The following is a 17,139-nucleotide window of genomic DNA, read 5'->3' on the forward strand; positions in this document are numbered from 1 at the left end:
ACCTGACCCAAATCAGGACCAAAACGAACAGTTTAATGTATTTAAAAATGGAAATCTATGAAGATTGAAAACACCAAAGCGCAAATGCGAAAAGGCGTGCTAGAATACTGTATCCTCTCTGTATTAAAAGACGAAGATGCATATGTAGCAGAGATCTTAGGCACGCTTAAAGACGCCAAGTTGCTGGTGGTAGAGGGTACAATTTACCCGCTTCTCACTAGACTTAAAAACGCTGGTTTACTCAACTATCGCTGGGAAGAATCTACCAGTGGTCCACCACGTAAATATTATGGACTTACCGAAACGGGTAAGATATTTTTAAAAGAACTCTCAACCACTTGGGATGAGTTACAGACAGCAGTAGCCGTAGTTACATCCACTAAAACCACAAAAAAATGAACAAGACAGTTAATATAAATTTAGCAGGAGTATTTTTTCATATAGATGAGGATGCTTACGGTAAATTACAGAGATATCTCGCTGCCATCAAACGTTCTTTTGAAGGTATGCAAGGTGAAGATGAAATTATAGCAGATATAGAAGCTCGTATCTCTGAGCTATTTTCTGAGCGTATTAAAGACGAGCGCCAGGTAATAGGCTCACAAGAGCTAGACGAGGTGATTGCTGTAATGGGACAACCAGAAGACTATATGGTAGATGACGATATTTTTGAAGATGAGCCTGCAGCTAGCAGCAACTCCTCAAAAAAGTCAAAACAAGCACCACGTATCGCACAACGCCGTTTTTACAGAGATACAGATAACGCTTACATAGGCGGTGTATCTAGCGGTATGGGGCACTATCTGGGTATAGATCCTTTATGGGTACGTATAGGCTGGGTGTTACTTATAGCGCTTACTTGGTTTACACTAGGAGGTACTGCACTTATCTATCTTGCCCTATGGGTTTTTGTGCCAGAGGCACAAACCACGGCAGATAAACTCGCAATGCGGGGAAAGGCAGTTAACATTGACAATATCACAGAAAAAGTAAAAGAAGGATTTGAAAATGTGGCTGACACCGTAAAGAGTGTAGATTATGATAAGTATGGCAATAAAGTAAAAACAGGAGCTCAAGGTTTTTTCGGGACCATTGGTAAGATTATTATGTTTTTCTTTAAAGTCCTTGCAAAGATTATAGGGGTACTCCTTATTATAACTGGAGCTACCGTAGTTATCTCATTACTTATCACCTTCTTAACTGGTGGTGTAGTAGATATTTTCACCCCTAATCTAGCCGATTTACCGTGGGTAAATAATGAGACAGGACTGCCTATCTGGCTTGTACTTCTTCTCACGTTATTTGCAGTTGGAATACCTTTCTTCTTCCTATTTTATTTAGGACTTAAGATTGTTTCTTCTAACTTAAAATCTATGCCGGTGAGTGCAAAGCTTAGCCTCTTTGGTCTATGGCTTGTCTCTGCGATAGTAATAGGCGTATTTTCTGTAAAAGAAGCTATTAAGTATTCTAACACAGAAACTGGTAAAGTAGTAGAGCGCACAGAGCTTGCGATAACGGCAAGTGACACGCTGCGCATACAGATGCGAGAGAGTGATCGTTATGAGATTCCTTTTGGGCGATCTACTGGATTTATGAGGACAATTAAGAGTGATACAGAAAATGTGACTATAGAGCGTGACGTACGTCTTATTGTGAGAAGTACTAAAGATAGTAATGGCTACATCCAGATAGAAAAACGAGCAGATAACTTCACGTATGAAGAAGCACGTGAGCTAGCCTCATCTATACAGTATGATTTTAAACTAGAAGACGGTGTTTTATCACTAGATGGCTTTCTTACCTCACCTACTCAAAAATCATATGGCCACTGGAATGATCGCGAGGTACAAGTGATTGTATACCTTCCAGAAGGAACTACCCTCATTGCAGATGATAATACGTACTCATACCACCGCAATGATAGTAGATACCGTGACATACTAGATAATGGAACAGAAGAGCAATACCTTACCGTGGGTAATGGCAAGCTTCTTTGTGACGGCTGTCCAGAAGATCGCAGTTATGATTACAATGATGATGATAACTCTTGGGAGCAATCTGGTAATGATTCTTGGGAAGAACGCAGTTATGAAGAAGGAGAAAATGCTCCAGAATGGGATCGTGAGCCAGAAGCACCCCAAGCTCCTACACCACCAGACACTCCTGACACAGACGTGCTACGAAATAACTAACCTACTATGAAAAACCCAACCAATCTTCTTTGGATCCTGTTGCTGCTCCCCTTGATCGGAGTGGCGCAGGTGTCTGAGGATAGTAAACTTTATAAAGAAATTCTTGCTATAGACAGTGCTCTTTTTGGCTCATATAATAATTGTGATCTCGCAACTCACGAAGCGCTCATCTCAGAAGATCTTGAGTTTTATCACGACAAGGGTGGACTTTCTACTAGCAAAACAGAGTATATGAAGGCTCTCAAGGAGAATATTTGTAATAAAGTACAGAGAACACTTACTCCAGGCACCTTTGAGGTACACGAGATAGCGGGTTTTGGCGCGGTATCATTAGGAAAACATAGTTTTCATAACCTAGTAGAAGACAGCCATTCAGAACCATCTAAGTTTATTACCATATTAAAAGACACCCCAAAAGGCTGGAAAATCACACGGGTGATAAGCTTGCACTAGCAATCTATACAACTCAGTCATAAATTACTACAGTTGGGTAGGTTACGCTTTCGCGAAAGCGGACTTAGCTACATCTTTACATCATCAATCAAAAACAATCAATCAAACAAACGAACCAATCACCAAAAATCCAATCATTATGACAACGCTCATCAAAACAATTTTAGGAATCCTTACTGCTGTACTCGTCACCTCTTGTCAGTTTGACATTAATCTAGGGCAAATACACGGCGACGGAAATGTAGTTACAGAAGATCTGAACATCACAGAAGACTTTGACGAAGTAGTCGCTGGAAATGGCTGGGAAGTATTTTTAGAAAAAGGAAGTACAAACGGCGTAATACTGGAAGCAGACCAAAACCTAGTAGACGCTGCCGAAATTTATGTGAAAGACGGGAAGCTTAAAATATACTGCGAAGACAATATCAAAAGTGCTACCTCAAAAAAGGTGTTTGTAACCTACTCAGAAAATCTTACTGATGTGAGCGTAAATAGTGGTGCAAGTCTCACTACAAAGGAAACACTTACTGGAGATGATATTGAATTTGACGCATCTTCTGGAGGGACAATGCGCGTACAAGTTTCTGCAAAAAATGTAGAGACAGATGTAAGTAGCGGTGGCGTGGCACGTATCTCTGGTAGTGCAGAGCGACTAGATGCTTCGGTTTCTAGTGGTGGTGTAGCAAGAATAAGTAAACTCAAATCTGTGAGTGCAAAGGCAGATGCTTCATCTGGAGGCGTGATGGACGTTTACGCTTCTCAAGATCTTAAGGCGGAGGCCTCTTCTGGAGGAATCATAAATTACTACGGTAGCCCAAGAAATGTGGATAAGCCTAAAAAAAGCTACTCTGGTGGGGTTATAAGAAGCAAAGAATAATTACAATAAATAACATCAATCAATCAACACAAAAAATGCTCGATACTATCGAGCATTTTTCTTTGTATAATAGTCAAGAGTTATAATCCAGCCTTTATTTTCATAAACTGGGCTTCTAGCAGTGCCATCTTTTCTTCTAGTCCATCTGCCAGTTCTGGCACTCTGTGATAGAAGACGTAGCGTATGCGCCAGAGTTCTTTAATTTCTTTTATAGGAAACTCTAGGTCGTCTATATTTTTATGATCTGCTCTTAGGGTAATAGTATTTCCAGAGAGATAGCAACGTCTTAATACTAGTCTATCATTAAAAACGGCTAGAATGAGATGTCCATTATTGAGCTTTTTATAAACGTTTTTTGGGATGTGCTCACCTATTACTATATCTTTTGGGAAGAGTCCTTTGTCATTACTACTCATCTCCAAGTTATCTACCGTAAAGGCTCTGAAATCTTTTTCTGGATTTACGGGTAGTTGTAACACAGGCATATCTGCTACAAAAGCTTCCCTGTCATTATATAATAGATAGTCATTTGTGTTTTTTGGTGTGATGCAAGGTATTGTAGCAAAGGTTTCCTTTGTAATCTGCTCGTGATCTGTAGTAAGGTCTGCTTTAAATTTGAGCAAACTATTTACAGTAAGCTCTTTTGTGAGCAAGTCATCTATAGGAATGCTAAAATAATTAGCAATTTTAATTATCGTATCTATTTTAGGTTCACTCCTACCCTCCTCATAAGCCCCTAACGTCCCTCTTTTCAGGTCAAAGAGCTCTGCAAACGACTGCTGACTAAGCGTCTTTACGGTTCTTATTTTTCGAATGTTTTTACCAAAGAATGACATATTTTGCTAATTTTATTTGCAAATGACAAAATTGTTCGTATATTTACCTAACAATTTTAGCGAAAAGAATTCACTTATGCTAATTTATTTAGCTTTTTCGCAAAAGCGTAATAGCATCATCAAACATTCATCAATCAAAAATCAAACATTATGACCACTTTAATTATTTACATCCTGAGCCACTTATAAACAATTGGGTATTTACAGAGACAAGTTTTCGTATTATTAACCTTCCAATGTATTGGAACACAACATTGACACTCTTTATGAAGAACCACTTTACAATTATTCGAGATTTTTTATTAGAACTCAACTTTAATATCACTACAGAAAATACGGCAGATGGTATTATGGTTGTACAGAAGGAAAACTCAGGTATCAAAAACCTAATTCTGGGCATTGCTCCTCCTATTCTAATTATCGAGCAATTTATTTTTACCATCAATAACCAGTCAGAAAAGATTTTTAAAAGTCTGCTGCAAAAAAACCGAGATATCATACACGGCGCTTTTGTACTAGATGATACTGGTAAAAAGGTCATCTTTAGAGATACCCTACAGATAGAAAATCTTGACCTCAACGAGCTAGAGGGTAGCTTGAACTCCCTGAGTTTACTTATGAGTGAGTACTCAGAACAGATTATAGAATTTTCAAAATATTAAAAAACGACATTATGAACATATTTAAACGACTTTTTAAAATAGGACAAGCAGAGGCAAATGCATCTATAGATAATATGGAAGATCCTATCAAGATGACAGAGCAAGGCATACGAGATATGAAAGAAGATCTAGCCAAAAGTGTAGAAGCAATGGCGCAAGTAAAAGCAATGGCCATACGCGCAAAAAACGAGCGTGACGAGCACGATGCAAAAGCAAAAGACTACGAGAGCAAAGCCATCGCTATTCTTAAAAAAGCACACGCAGGATCTATGGATGCAACAGATGCAGACAGACTAGCAAAAGAAGCCCTTGCCAAAAAAGAAGAAGCACAGTCACACGCCACTCGTGCTGGTGAGGATACTTCAAAATTTGAAGGGAATGTAGCTCAACTACAAGGTACTATCCAGACTATTAAAGATAACATAAGCAACTGGGAGAACGAGCTTAAAACACTCAAGGCACGTGTAAAAGTGAGCGATGCTACAAAGAATGTAAACAAGCAAATGGCTGCACTAGATAGTACAGGCACCGTGAGTATGCTAGAACGAATGAAAGAAAAAGTAGCGCAAGAAGAAGCTCTTGCAGAGGCTTATGGAGACATTGCAGATACTAATAAAAGTATAGATGATGAGATAAACGCTGCTGCAGATACTAGCGAGGAGAAAGTAGATGACGAGCTTGCAAAACTTAAAGAACAATTAGGGCTAGGTAAAGACAACGCCTAGCCATCATAAACCTTAAAACCATCAACCATTGGACAACTTTATAAATCTCATATTTTCAGAAGTTAATATCATCTTGAGCGTCTTATTGATACTCTTGATCATTTACTGGGTACTTACCTCGGTGAGCGGTATTGATTTTGACTACGATATGGACATCGACATAGATCTCGATGTAGATGTAGATGCAGATTTTGACATCAACACCGTAGACTCTGGCAGTATGGATTTTGAAGATGTCTCAAGTGCAGAGGTAGACAGGTCACACGTTGTAAATAAAAGACGTAAACCACTTAAGTGGTGGCAAGTATTTTTAATTTACTTCAACTTTGTAGGTCTTCCATTTATGTTCACCTTTACGGTATGGGTATTTTTATGGTGGCTTTGTACCCTAGTAACCACAAGTATTACTGGTAGCTATGCAACTAGTTTTGGTTACATACTTATGTTGAGCTGTATGATCCCTGCTTTGTTCCTTACTAAGATATTTACCACTCCATTTAAGTCATTTTTTAAAAACTTGAATAAAGATGGTGATAAAGCTACAGACTTTCTAGGTCGTGACGCCGTGTTGCTATCTACCATTTCTGGAGATAAAATGGGTAACGCAGAGGTACTAGCAGATGGTAACCCGATGAGTATTTATGTAAAATCACTAGATGGGTCAGAAATACGCTTTCGCGAAAGCGTACTCATCATCAAACAGTCACCAGATAAAAATTACTTTTTAGTCAGTAAATATTAATTAAGCGTGTAAACGCACATTCATAATCAACCAAAAACAAAAATCATCAATTTTATGGAAAACCTACCATCTATCGCCATCGCCCTCGTTGTAGGCATTGTGGCACTCATTGTTATTTACTTCCTCATCATTGCGATGTTCTACAAAAAGGTACATCAAGGTCAAGCCTTGGTTCGTACAGGTTTTGGCGGAACAAAAGTAGCGACAGATAAAGGGCTCTATGTGGTTCCTGTCTTTCACCGGGTAGAAGTAATGGATATTTCTGTAAAGAAAATTCAAATCGAACGTCTAGCGACCGAAGGTCTTATCTGTAAAGACAATATGCGTGCAGATATCAAGGTAGCCTTCTTTGTGCGTGTAAATAATGAAGTTGAGTACATTAAAAAAGTGGCGCAAACTATAGGTGTGCAACGTGCATCACGTCAAGAAACACTTGAAGACCTTTTTGAAGCAAAATTTTCTGAAGCGCTTAAAACCGTGGGTAAAAAGTTTGACTTTATACAGCTTTATGAGGCTCGTCGTGAGTTTCGCGATGAGATTGTAGACATTATAGGTACAGATCTTAATGGGTATACTCTTGAAGATTGTGCGATAGATTACCTAGAGCAAACTGCAGTCACACATCTTAAGGCAGATAACATACTTGATGCAGAAGGTATTAAGAAAATCACAGATCTTACAGCTGCACAAAACATCAAAGCAAACCTTATTAAACGTGATGAGGAGAAAGTTATACGCAAGCAAGATGTAGAGGCTCGCGAGGCGATACTAGAACTAGATAAGCAACTCGCCGAAAAAGAAGAACAGCAAAAACGTGAGATCTCAAACATAAAATCTCGTGAAGAGGCAGAGATTCTTAAAGTTGCCGAAGAAGAGCGTCTCAAGTCTGAAACCGCTCGCATTGCTACCGAAGAAAAAGTAAAAGTAGCCGAAGAGAATATGCAACGCCAGATCATCGTAGCTGAGAAAAACAAGCAACGTACAGACAAGGTGGAGACAGAGCGTGTGGAGAAAGACCGTATGCTAGAACTTACCGAGAGAGAGCGCGTAGTGACACTAGCTCAAATTGAAAAAGAAAAAGTTGTTGAAGTTGAGAAAAAGAACATTCAAGATGTGATACGCGACCGCGTAATGCTCGAGAAAGGTGTGGTAGAGGAGCAAGAAAATATGAAAGATATTGAGGCTTTTAAAACTGCAGACCGTTCTAAGCAAGTAGCAATCACAAATGCAGAGGCAGCGGCTCAAGAAGATCTTATTAAGACCATAAAAGCAGCCGAAGCATCAAAAGAAGCAGCAAAACAAAAAGCCGAAGAGATTAATATCGAAGCACTAGCGCATAAGGAAGCAAGTGAAAAAGAAGCAGAAGCACGTAAAATTCTTGCCGAAGCACAAGCTAAGGAAGAAGCAACCGTGGGTATGTCTGAGGCACAAGTAATGCACGCTAAGGCAGATGCAAATGAGCGTCAAGGTATTGTTGAGGCAACCGTTATCGAGAAAAAGGCACTTGCAGAAGCTGCCGGAATTGAAGCAAAAGCTGAAGCAAAACGTAAGGATGGTCTTGCAGAGGCAGATGTGATTAAAGAAAAAGCCCTTGCAGATGCTGCAGGTATTGAAGAGAAGGCAAATGCTATGAAGAAACTTGACGGTGTAGGTAAAGAACACGAAGAGTTTAAACTACGTCTTGATAAAGAACTTCAGGTAGATCTTGCAGAGATTAATATCCAGAAAGATATTGCAGATGCCCAAGCACAGGTTATAGGCGATGCTCTTAAGGCTGCAAATATTGATATTGTAGGTGGTGAGACAATGTTCTTTGACCAGATTATAGGGCAAATTACAAAGGCCAAAGGTTATGACAGACTCGTACACCACTCAGAAACGGTAACCGAAGTAAAAGATGCCATTTTAGGTAGTGATGATGTAAAAGGAAACTTGCTTGAAAAAGTAAAAGAATTTGCAGATAAGTACGGCATCTCTTCTGAAGATCTTAAAAATGTGACCATTGCAAACTTACTGATGGATTTAAAATCTAAATCTTCAGACAGCAGTGAGCAAACCTTATTCAGCAACCTATTTAACCTTGCAAAAGGATTAGGATTATCTGATAAGAAACTGAAATAAAACTCAGTAAACAACGGCAGCTTGCACCCAGTGAGATGGCAAGCTGCTGGTTGTTTTTACGCTTTCGCGAAAGCGTAATTACTACTACATCTCACAACTTTCATCACAAGAATCAATCAACAAACCAACGATTAGTTTCCAACATTTATGGCAAACGAAACTCCAGATATACAACCTAAAGCAACGCAAACTCTTGACGGCGGCACCTATGAGATTATACAAGGTAGACTGCAAAAACAAAAAACCGACTTACAACAGCGGTTACAAGAACTTAACGAGGAGCGTAAAAATGTTTTTGGTTCACTAGAAACAAAGCTCATTGCAAATGACCGTATCAATACAGAAAATAACTGTATTGCACGTGATATTGTATCGCTTAAAAACCTGTGTTTGTTTGGCTACAATGTGCATTTTGGACTACGCACAGACATACACCTAGGAGATGTTTTTAGTGCCTATGAGTTTAAAGACAATCGTTTTGAACCTCGTGATCTTTCACTTTTACAAGACGACACTTTTCTACTAGACTTTGCAAACCTCTACAAGTATTACCGTAATACCATCTTTTCAAAGTTTGCGATTATAGGTAACTACCTGTATATGGTATTTCAGCTTAGTGATAGTGTTACAGATATTAAAACATTTAAGTGGCTCATAAAAGAAGATACGTTACAGTATGTAGATAACCGTAGTGAGCACGAGTACCGCTTCCCACAGCAACACGATTTTAAGTGGCAAGAGGCTACGCGTGATATGCACCGTTATGGTGAGCACGCTCACGTATCTATTTTAGATAAGGTGTTTGTAGAGACTATAGGTGGTGATCTTACCATAAAAATAGAAGATAATACAGACCAAGGTAAAGGAATACTAGATGAGCCGGTAGAGCTTATAGACCAGACACTAGATGACGGTCAGTATCGCTATGCAGATCTGGGCAACCTACTTGCACTAGAGATTAAACCCTTTCAAGAAGAACCTCGCTATTTTGTATTTAATAACAAACTAAAGGAAGTTCAAAAAATACAGAGTGTAAAGGACACCTGTGTCTTACTTCCAGATGATCAAGGTATCATTTTCCCAACAGGCTACTACTTACAAACAGGAGAATACAACATTTTTGACAATGCCATCCCAAATGTAAAATTTCAGCAAAAGGTGAGTTCGCCTAACGGGGAGGACTTTTTATATGTCTTTTACTCGCCAGAAGAGGCGCTGTACAACTTGATGTCATATAATGTGATTACTCAAGAGATAAAAACTCCTATTATCTGTAATGGTTTTACCGTATTGCAAGATGGGCAGCTATGCTATTTTAGAACCGAAAATGAGCAAACCAAGCATCACGTGATACAGATCTGGCAAACCCCATTTTTAAAGGGTGACTATATGCCTTCTCAGCACGAAGACACCTTGCTTTACAAAATAGGAAATAAGGATATTGTAAAAGCAATGGCAGAGGTTAATAGCCTCATCACACTGCTCAACAAAGAAGATAATTACGACGGCCTGTATAGCGATATTGCTAAGTTCTCAAAAGATATACTTGATGCTTACTACTGGCTTCCAGAAGCAGAAACCAAGCAACTCAACGTACCACTTGCAGAAATAAATGGTGCTGCAAATGCAGCTATAGATGAGTTTCAAAAAGTAGTACAGCTCAAGCGCAACGCTGCCAAACAGACTAAAGAAGTTGAGACCAAAGCCTCTGAGATTTTTGGCAAAATAAAAAGCACCTCTTTTAAGTCTATTAATGATTTTGTGGCGCTGCTCACACAGTTGCGATCATTACGTGGAGAGACCATCTCGCTTAATGATATACGGTATGTAGATCCCACTTTCGTAAAAACGCTAGAGGAAGAAATTGCTGTGCAAACACAAAAAATTTCTGAGAAGTGTGTACAGTTCTTACTAGATGACAAAGCGTTAAAACCGTATCACGATGCCGTAGCCGAAAAGAAACAGGCGATGGATGGCATCAAGAAAGTAATTGAAGCCAAAAAGCTCGAAGAAGAAGTAAACCAGATTGCAACAGATCTTGAGTTACTTATCGACATTGTTTCAAACCTTGATATAGAAGACACCTCCCACTCTACTAAGATAATTGATGATATCTCGCTCATTTTTGCAACTATCAATCAGTTAAAGGCTGGGATTAAGAATAAGAAAAAATCACTGGGAAGTGCAGAAGCACAAGCCGACTTTGCTGCCCAATTGAAGCTTATTGATCAAAGTATCATAAACTACCTAGATATTGCCACCACGCCAGAAAAGTGTGATGAGTTCCAGACTAAAATCTCTATCCAGCTAGAAGAGCTAGAAGGAAAGTTTGCAGACTGGGATGAGTTTATCACACTTATTATTGAAAAGCGCGAGGAAGTGTACGGAGCTTTTGAAGCACGTAAAAACGCACTGATAGAGAAGCGCAATAAAAAGGCAATGGCATTAAAAAATGCCTCAGAACGCATTTTAAAAGGCGTACGTAAAAAAGCCGAAAGCTTTAAAACAGCCTCTGAAATAAACGGATACTTTGCCGCAGACCTTATGATTAATAAGGTACGCGATATCATACAGCAACTTAAAGAGCAAGAAGATACCGGAAAGGCAGAAGAGATTGAGACTGGACTTAAAACAGCTCGTGAAGATGCGCTGCGCAAGCTCAAAGACAAACTAGATCTCTATGAAGATGGAGATACGGTAATACGACTTGGCAAGCATAAATTTGGTGTAAACAAGCAACCGCTTGACCTCACTATTGTGCTCAAAGACGGCGCGCTTAACTATCACCTCACAGGCACCGATTTTTATCAAGAACTCTCAAACGAGACCCTTCTCGCCTCTCGCGATATCTGGGATCAAGAATTTGTATCAGAAACTAGCGAGGTGTACCGCAGTGCCTACCTAGCTTATAAATTATTTAATAAACTAGACAAGCACACGCTACTAGAAGCTGGTGATGATGCGCTACTTGCGATAGTACAAGAAGAAAGCCGCAATGATTATGCAGAGGGCTATGTAAAAGGTGTGCACGATGTAGACGCGACTAAAATTTTAAAGGTACTCGTACACAAACACAACGAACTAGGACTACTCACCTACGCCCCAGAAATTAGAGCATATGCTCAGTATTTCTGGAACAGCATTGACCCAACTACTCAAAAAACGCTTAACCAGTCTATAAAGGCTTCGGGAGAGGTGTTGCAGTTTTTTCCAGATGCAAAGGAGTACCAATTTATCGTTGAGACGTTAAGTGAGGAGATACACGCTTTCGCGAAAGCAGAGTCCCTTTTCTCACCCGATTTAAGTCAGACCATTGCGACCTACATCTTTGATGAGCTTCAAGGTGACACAGAGTTTGTGCGTAGTAGTGTTGCGGTGCGTTTAAAAGACGCTTTCGCGAAAGCGTTAAAACAACAACAGGCAGATCTTAAGTTTAAGAAAAGTTATGAGTCACTCCCTAGCTTAAAAGGGAAAGTACAGCTCGTAAAACAGTGGGTGACGGCATTTGTACGCACCCAAGAAAGTCTTACCGATGTGCGCTACGTAGATGAAGTGGTGTGTTTACTACTCTTTGAAGATGAGTCGGTTTTAAAAACAAAAGCGGCTTCTCCAAATGAAAAAATCACTGGCTTAAGCGGTGATCACAGCACGATAACCGATGGTGTTTTCAACTTTAACTACCACGACTTTACGGCAAGGCTCAACTTATTTGTAACAGATCAAGTACCTGCATTTGAAACATTTAAGAAGGCAAAACATACGGTTACAGAAGAGTTAAAAGAAGCTTTGAAACTGGACGAATTTAAACCAAGGGTTCTTACATCCTTTGTGCGTAATAAGCTGATTGACCAAGTGTATTTCCCATTGTTTGGTGATAACCTCGCAAAGCAATTAGGAACCGTGGGTGATAATAAACGTACCGACCGTATGGGTATGTTGCTCCTCATCTCACCACCTGGATACGGAAAAACCACCCTGATGGAATATATCGCAAACCGTCTAGGACTCGTTTTTGTGAAAATTAACGGCCCAGCGATAGGTCACGAAGTTACGTCTGTAGATCCAGAAAGTGCTACAAATAGCGCTGCTCGTGAAGAGCTCAAAAAACTCAACGTCGCTTTTGAAATGGGGAATAATGTGATGCTATATCTAGACGATATACAGCACTGTAATCCTGAGTTTTTACAAAAATTCATCTCCTTATCTGACGGTACACGTAAGATAGAGGGTGTGTACAACGGGAAGTCAAAAACCTATGACCTACGTAGCAAGAAATTTTGTGTGATAATGGCGGGTAACCCATATACAGAGAGTGGAGAGAAATTCCGCATACCAGATATGCTTGCAAACAGGGCAGATATTTATAACCTGGGAGATATTATAGGAGATACTGAACACCTGTTTAAATTGAGTCTTATTGAGAATTCGCTCACTGCAAATGCGCTATTGCAGCAGTTAAGTAGTAGTCATTTTGAGGATGTGTATACCTTAATAGACCGCATAGAAAATGGGACGCAAGACAGTCAGCTCAAAGGAAATCACACCGCGCAAGAGGTAGCAGATTATACAAAAGTACTAGAAAAGGTAATCACCATACGTAACACAGTACTTAAGGTTAATGCAGAATACATACGCAGTGCCGCGCAAGAAGATGCCTATCGCACAGAGCCGTCTTTTAAACTTCAAGGGTCATACCGTGATATGAATAAACTAGTAGCCAAAGTGGTTCCCATTATGAATGACACTGAGCTTGCGACATTGCTCCTATCACATTATGAAAGTGAGTCACAAACTCTCACTTCAAGCGCAGAGGCAAACCTCTTAAAATACCGCGAACTCATAAATGCGCTAGATGAAACGCAGCAACAGCGCTGGAACACGATGAAAGAAACCTTTGTAAAAAATAATAAACTCAAAGGTTTTGGTGACAAGAACGAGATGGCACAAGTACTCTCTCAAATGATGGAGTTTACCGAGAATCTAGAAGGGATAAAAAAGGCGCTTGAGAAGGGGTTGGAGAAATGATTTTAAAAACATCTCCCCTAACCCCTCTTTGAAGAAGGGAATACTCACGATACTTTTTAATTTTGCTTTGCAAAATTAAAAAGTATCAAACCACAACAGTGTCCCTCTTTGAAGAGGGAGTCAGGGAGATGTCCGCGAAGAGGAGATAAAGTCACAAAATGTGAGATATCCGCAAAGAATCACAAACAAAAAACGACAGCTCTCGCTGTCGTTTTAAATATATAAATTTTCGATTTTACAAATCTTCTGGAGATGTTACAACAGTAATTCCCGTCACACAGTGCTCAATCATATCTCTTGGGAAATTTTTGATTTCTCCACTTCTTGTTTTTATAAAGTCGAGGTCTTGACTAAAATAGCAAGTCCCATCAATTTGCAGAAAATCAAAAACAAAATTTTTAAATTCCTGATCAATAGAGGGTCTATGTAGCGAAAGTTGACTGAAATTATCTTTGGTAAAAGTTCCACTTTCAAATAAATCTCTGTCAGCTATGAGTTCTATTTCAGATGAAGTTTCTCTAATACTACCATATTTCGAAAAACCATTCTTGATATCATCAACAGCAATTTTTGCTGGCTCTCCATCTTTGAACTTCCCAATAAAAACAGTATAACTCATTGATTTAAGCTTTCACCTCATCCACATAAGTAGAGCCTACTCCTGGCTCATCTTGTGGAAGCTCGTCTTTTGACGCTAGGTAACGCTCTGCATCTAGTGCAGCCATACACCCTGTTCCGGCAGCGGTAATTGCTTGACGGTACACGTGATCTGCTGCATCTCCAGATACAAATACGCCTGGTACGTTTGTTTTAGAAGTTCCTGGTGTATTGATGATATATCCAGTCTCATCTAAATCTAAGTAGTCCTTAAAGATATCTGTGTTAGGCTTATGCCCTATCGCTACAAAAAATCCTGTTGCTGGGATATCGTGCTCCTCACCGGTTACATTATTCTTTACTCTTGCTCCTGTTACTCCTACATCGTCACCTAGTACCTCAACGGTTTCTGTGTTAAAAAGGATCTCAATGTTTTCTGTTTTCTGTACACGAGCAGCCATAATTTTTGATGCTCTAAACTCGTCACGACGTACGAGCATTGTTACTTTCTTACATAATTTAGAAAGGTAGTGTGCCTCCTCACAAGCGCTATCTCCAGCACCTACAATTATGGTTTCTTGCCCACGGTAAAAGAATCCGTCGCAAACGGCACAGGCAGATACACCTCCACCCATTTTTAAATACTTCTGCTCAGAAGGTAATCCTAAATATTTTGCACTCGCTCCTGTAGATATAATCACAGACTCTGCGTGTATTTCCTTTTCTCCGTTGATCCACGCTTTGTGCACATCTCCAGAAAAATCTACTTTAGTCACCCATCCGTCACGTACATCTGTATCAAAACGCTGTGCTTGTTTCATTAACTGCACCATCATTTCTGGTCCAGTCACACCATCTACATAACCAGGGAAGTTCTCCACCTCATTAGTAGTGGTAAGCTGTCCTCCTGGCTGCTGCCCTTGGTAAAGAACTGGTGCCATATTTGCACGTGCTGCATAAATTGCTGCGGTATATCCCGCTGGTCCTGAACCTATGATAAGGCATTTTACTTTTTCTACTGACATACTGTATTATTTTTAAGCTTTCGCGAAAGCGTAATAAACACTTTTACAATCGCACAATTCTTATTTATATCTTCCTTACAAAAGTAGGTTTTACAAGCCAAACCTTACAATCAAGTTATCAAGAAAACGAATGGCTTTATCACCAAAAGTGATATAATTCATCACGAGCTTACTCTTGCATAGATTAAAGATAAGATTCTAACCTCTAACACGTGTTTTCAAATTGTTAATACATCATAGAGTGTGGTGATAATTCTGTAATTTGCCGTTAAAATCTGATACTATGAAAAGTCGTTTTACTTATATCTTATTGTTACTTGTTGCAAGTGTGGCTTGCGCGCAAGAAACTAGAGAAAATGATGTCACACTAACCTCAAACCTAGATTACACCTATGAGGTTATTGTTCCAGAACTTACAAACCCTTGGGGACTAGCTGTATTGCCAGATGAGTCTATGCTTATCACTGAAAAAAGTGGAGAACTCATACACTTTAAGGATGGCAAAAAAACAATGATTACTGGTGCTCCAGAGGTGGTGACGCGTAATCAAGGTGGTTTACTTGACATACGCTTGCATCCAGATTATGCGACTAATGGCTGGATATACATCACGTACTCATCACCAGAAGGCGATGAAGATGGGGCGATGACAGCACTTATGAGAGCAAAATTAAAAGACGGCGCGCTTACCGAAAAGAAGGTATTATATAAAGGAAGCCCAAATACGAGAAAGGGACACCACTTTGGGAGTCGTGTGCGTTTTGACAAAGATGGTTATGTGTACTTTTCTATAGGAGATCGTGGTGCTAGGGATGAAAATCCGCAGGATATTACTCGTGATGGAGGAAAGATTTATAGACTTAATGCAGATGGAAGCATCCCTGCAGATAATCCTTTTGTAGGTAAAGACGGAGCAAAAGAAGCTATCTTCTCTTATGGACATCGCAATCCGCAAGGAATGACGGTGCATCCTAAGACAGGTAAGATATGGATACACGAGCACGGACCTCGTGGTGGAGATGAGATTAATATCCCTGAGGCTGGTAAAAACTTTGGGTGGCCAGTAATCTCATACGGTATTAATTACAGCGGAACTACGTTTACAGAAATTACAGAAAAAAAGGGAATGAAGCAGCCAGTGTATTACTGGGTTCCTTCTATCGCTCCTTCTGGGATGGCTTTTGCAAATAATACTGGTGATGCAAAACTTGATGGCAACCTATTAATAGGTTCGCTTAAATTTGAATACCTAGAACTTGCCATTTTAGAAAATGACAAGGTGGTTGCTCGTGAAAAGTTACTAGAAGATGTAGGTCGTGTGCGTAATGTGATTAATCACAATGGCACTATCTATGTAGGTGTAGAGGGCAAGGGAATCCTTAAACTAGTTAAGAAATAATGAAGCTACTTATAAGTTTATGTACGGCAGGAGTTAGTGTGTTTTTATTTTTCGCGAAAGCGGAAAAAGAAGTTTACACCTCTCAAGACCCACTTGCAGAATCTATAGAACGTGGTGCAGAGGTATACCAAGACTTTTGTATACAGTGTCACCTAGGTAAGGGAGAAGGTGTAGCAGGAACTTTCCCGCCCCTTGCCGGATCAGACTGGCTCACAGAAGATCGCTATAAAGAAGCCATAAAAGCTGTAAAATATGGACAGCAAGGCCCTATTACCGTAAATGGTGTTGCATATAATGGTGTGATGGCAAACCTTGAACTTTATGAAGATGAGGTGGCAGATGTAATGAACTACATTATGAATAGCTGGGGCAATAAACAGAAAGGAATGATTACTGAAGAAGAGGTGAAAGCGGTGACAGAATAATATCAACACGTAGAAAGCTTAGGTAGTGAATTAAGATTTTTTAGTAAAGAATTGGCTTTT

General features: G+C 39.7%; 14 protein-coding genes. 11 read left to right on the top strand and 3 right to left on the bottom strand.

Features of this window, described 5'->3' with window-relative positions:
* Positions 1 to 57: 57 nt before the first annotated feature.
* The 4 genes from I597_RS13710 to I597_RS13725 all read left to right on the top strand — a co-directional run bounded on the left by I597_RS13710 (position 58) and on the right by I597_RS13725 (position 3,522).
* Entirely contained in the window at positions 58 to 399 is a 342-nt protein-coding gene (locus I597_RS13710) for a PadR family transcriptional regulator (protein WP_021778399.1), read from the top strand.
* Positions 396 to 2,192 (top strand): PspC domain-containing protein, encoded by a 1,797-nt coding sequence (locus tag I597_RS13715; protein WP_052111756.1) that lies wholly within the window; start codon positions 396 to 398, stop codon positions 2,190 to 2,192. The genes I597_RS13710 and I597_RS13715 overlap by 4 nt, the downstream gene beginning before the upstream one ends.
* A gap of 60 nt (positions 2,193 to 2,252) precedes the next feature.
* Entirely contained in the window at positions 2,253 to 2,645 is a 393-nt protein-coding gene (locus I597_RS13720) for a nuclear transport factor 2 family protein (protein ID WP_236884374.1), read from the top strand.
* Between the two features lie 139 nt (positions 2,646 to 2,784).
* Positions 2,785 to 3,522, top strand: coding sequence for a head GIN domain-containing protein (locus tag I597_RS13725; RefSeq protein ID WP_035325254.1), 738 nt, complete (start codon positions 2,785 to 2,787; stop codon positions 3,520 to 3,522).
* Positions 3,523 to 3,602: 80 nt separating this feature from the next.
* Here the strand turns inward: I597_RS13725 and I597_RS13730 are convergent, their stop codons facing one another.
* A complete protein-coding gene (locus I597_RS13730) occupies positions 3,603 to 4,358 on the bottom strand; it encodes a helix-turn-helix domain-containing protein (protein ID WP_035325255.1) in 756 nt (251 codons plus the stop codon).
* Positions 4,359 to 4,624: 266 nt separating this feature from the next.
* On the opposite strand from I597_RS13730, the gene I597_RS13735 reads away from it, so the two are divergent.
* The 5 genes from I597_RS13735 (at position 4,625) to I597_RS13755 (ending at position 13,633) form a co-directional block, all read left to right on the top strand.
* On the top strand, positions 4,625 to 5,020 hold the full coding sequence (locus tag I597_RS13735) for a CesT family type III secretion system chaperone (RefSeq protein ID WP_035325256.1): 396 nt from the start codon (positions 4,625 to 4,627) through the stop codon (positions 5,018 to 5,020).
* An 11-nt stretch (positions 5,021 to 5,031) separates the two neighbouring features.
* Positions 5,032 to 5,745, top strand: coding sequence for a PspA/IM30 family protein (locus I597_RS13740; protein ID WP_035325257.1), 714 nt, complete (start codon positions 5,032 to 5,034; stop codon positions 5,743 to 5,745).
* 28 nt (positions 5,746 to 5,773) lie between these two features.
* Positions 5,774 to 6,487, top strand: a complete 714-nt coding sequence (locus I597_RS13745) for a hypothetical protein (RefSeq protein ID WP_021778392.1) — start codon at positions 5,774 to 5,776, stop codon at positions 6,485 to 6,487.
* Positions 6,488 to 6,541: 54 nt separating this feature from the next.
* Positions 6,542 to 8,608 (top strand): flotillin family protein, encoded by a 2,067-nt coding sequence (locus I597_RS13750; protein ID WP_035325258.1) that lies wholly within the window; start codon positions 6,542 to 6,544, stop codon positions 8,606 to 8,608.
* Between the two features lie 147 nt (positions 8,609 to 8,755).
* Positions 8,756 to 13,633, top strand: coding sequence for a DNA repair ATPase (locus I597_RS13755; protein WP_035325260.1), 4,878 nt, complete (start codon positions 8,756 to 8,758; stop codon positions 13,631 to 13,633).
* Between the two features lie 235 nt (positions 13,634 to 13,868).
* Here the strand turns inward: I597_RS13755 and I597_RS13760 are convergent, their stop codons facing one another.
* Together I597_RS13760 and trxB are read right to left on the bottom strand one after the other, a co-directional pair.
* Positions 13,869 to 14,252: a hypothetical protein gene (locus I597_RS13760; RefSeq protein WP_035325261.1), complete on the bottom strand. Its 384-nt coding sequence runs from the start codon at positions 14,250 to 14,252 to the stop codon at positions 13,869 to 13,871.
* 4 nt (positions 14,253 to 14,256) lie between these two features.
* A complete protein-coding gene (gene trxB, locus I597_RS13765) occupies positions 14,257 to 15,255 on the bottom strand; it encodes a thioredoxin-disulfide reductase (protein ID WP_035325262.1) in 999 nt (332 codons plus the stop codon).
* Positions 15,256 to 15,538: 283 nt separating this feature from the next.
* Between trxB and I597_RS13770 the strand changes: the two genes are divergently transcribed.
* Both I597_RS13770 and I597_RS13775 read left to right on the top strand, forming a co-directional pair.
* Complete coding sequence (locus tag I597_RS13770) at positions 15,539 to 16,654, top strand: PQQ-dependent sugar dehydrogenase (protein ID WP_035325263.1); 1,116 nt, start codon at positions 15,539 to 15,541, stop codon at positions 16,652 to 16,654.
* The gene (locus I597_RS13775; protein WP_035325264.1) at positions 16,654 to 17,079 is read left to right on the top strand and encodes a c-type cytochrome; all 426 of its coding nucleotides are present in this window, start codon (positions 16,654 to 16,656) and stop codon (positions 17,077 to 17,079) included. Before I597_RS13770 ends, I597_RS13775 begins: the two co-directional genes overlap by 1 nt.
* The last annotated feature ends 60 nt before the right edge of the window (positions 17,080 to 17,139 follow it).

The organism is Dokdonia donghaensis DSW-1 (genome assembly GCF_001653755.1).
GTDB classification, from domain to species: Bacteria; Bacteroidota; Bacteroidia; order Flavobacteriales; family Flavobacteriaceae; genus Dokdonia; species Dokdonia donghaensis.

Excerpts from the sequence above, each read along its gene's own strand:
- I597_RS13710 (WP_021778399.1), top strand. The coding sequence starts at position 58 with ATGAAGATTGAAAACACCAAAGCGCAAATGCGAAAAGGCGTGCTAGAA.
- I597_RS13715 (WP_052111756.1), top strand. The coding sequence starts at position 396 with ATGAACAAGACAGTTAATATAAATTTAGCAGGAGTATTTTTTCATATA.
- I597_RS13725 (WP_035325254.1), top strand. The coding sequence starts at position 2,785 with ATGACAACGCTCATCAAAACAATTTTAGGAATCCTTACTGCTGTACTC.
- I597_RS13730 (WP_035325255.1), bottom strand. The coding sequence starts at position 4,358 with ATGTCATTCTTTGGTAAAAACATTCGAAAAATAAGAACCGTAAAGACG.
- I597_RS13735 (WP_035325256.1), top strand. The coding sequence starts at position 4,625 with ATGAAGAACCACTTTACAATTATTCGAGATTTTTTATTAGAACTCAAC.
- I597_RS13740 (WP_035325257.1), top strand. The coding sequence starts at position 5,032 with ATGAACATATTTAAACGACTTTTTAAAATAGGACAAGCAGAGGCAAAT.
- I597_RS13750 (WP_035325258.1), top strand. The coding sequence starts at position 6,542 with ATGGAAAACCTACCATCTATCGCCATCGCCCTCGTTGTAGGCATTGTG.
- I597_RS13755 (WP_035325260.1), top strand. The coding sequence starts at position 8,756 with ATGGCAAACGAAACTCCAGATATACAACCTAAAGCAACGCAAACTCTT.
- I597_RS13760 (WP_035325261.1), bottom strand. The coding sequence starts at position 14,252 with ATGAGTTATACTGTTTTTATTGGGAAGTTCAAAGATGGAGAGCCAGCA.
- trxB (WP_035325262.1), bottom strand. The coding sequence starts at position 15,255 with ATGTCAGTAGAAAAAGTAAAATGCCTTATCATAGGTTCAGGACCAGCG.
- I597_RS13770 (WP_035325263.1), top strand. The coding sequence starts at position 15,539 with ATGAAAAGTCGTTTTACTTATATCTTATTGTTACTTGTTGCAAGTGTG.
- I597_RS13775 (WP_035325264.1), top strand. The coding sequence starts at position 16,654 with ATGAAGCTACTTATAAGTTTATGTACGGCAGGAGTTAGTGTGTTTTTA.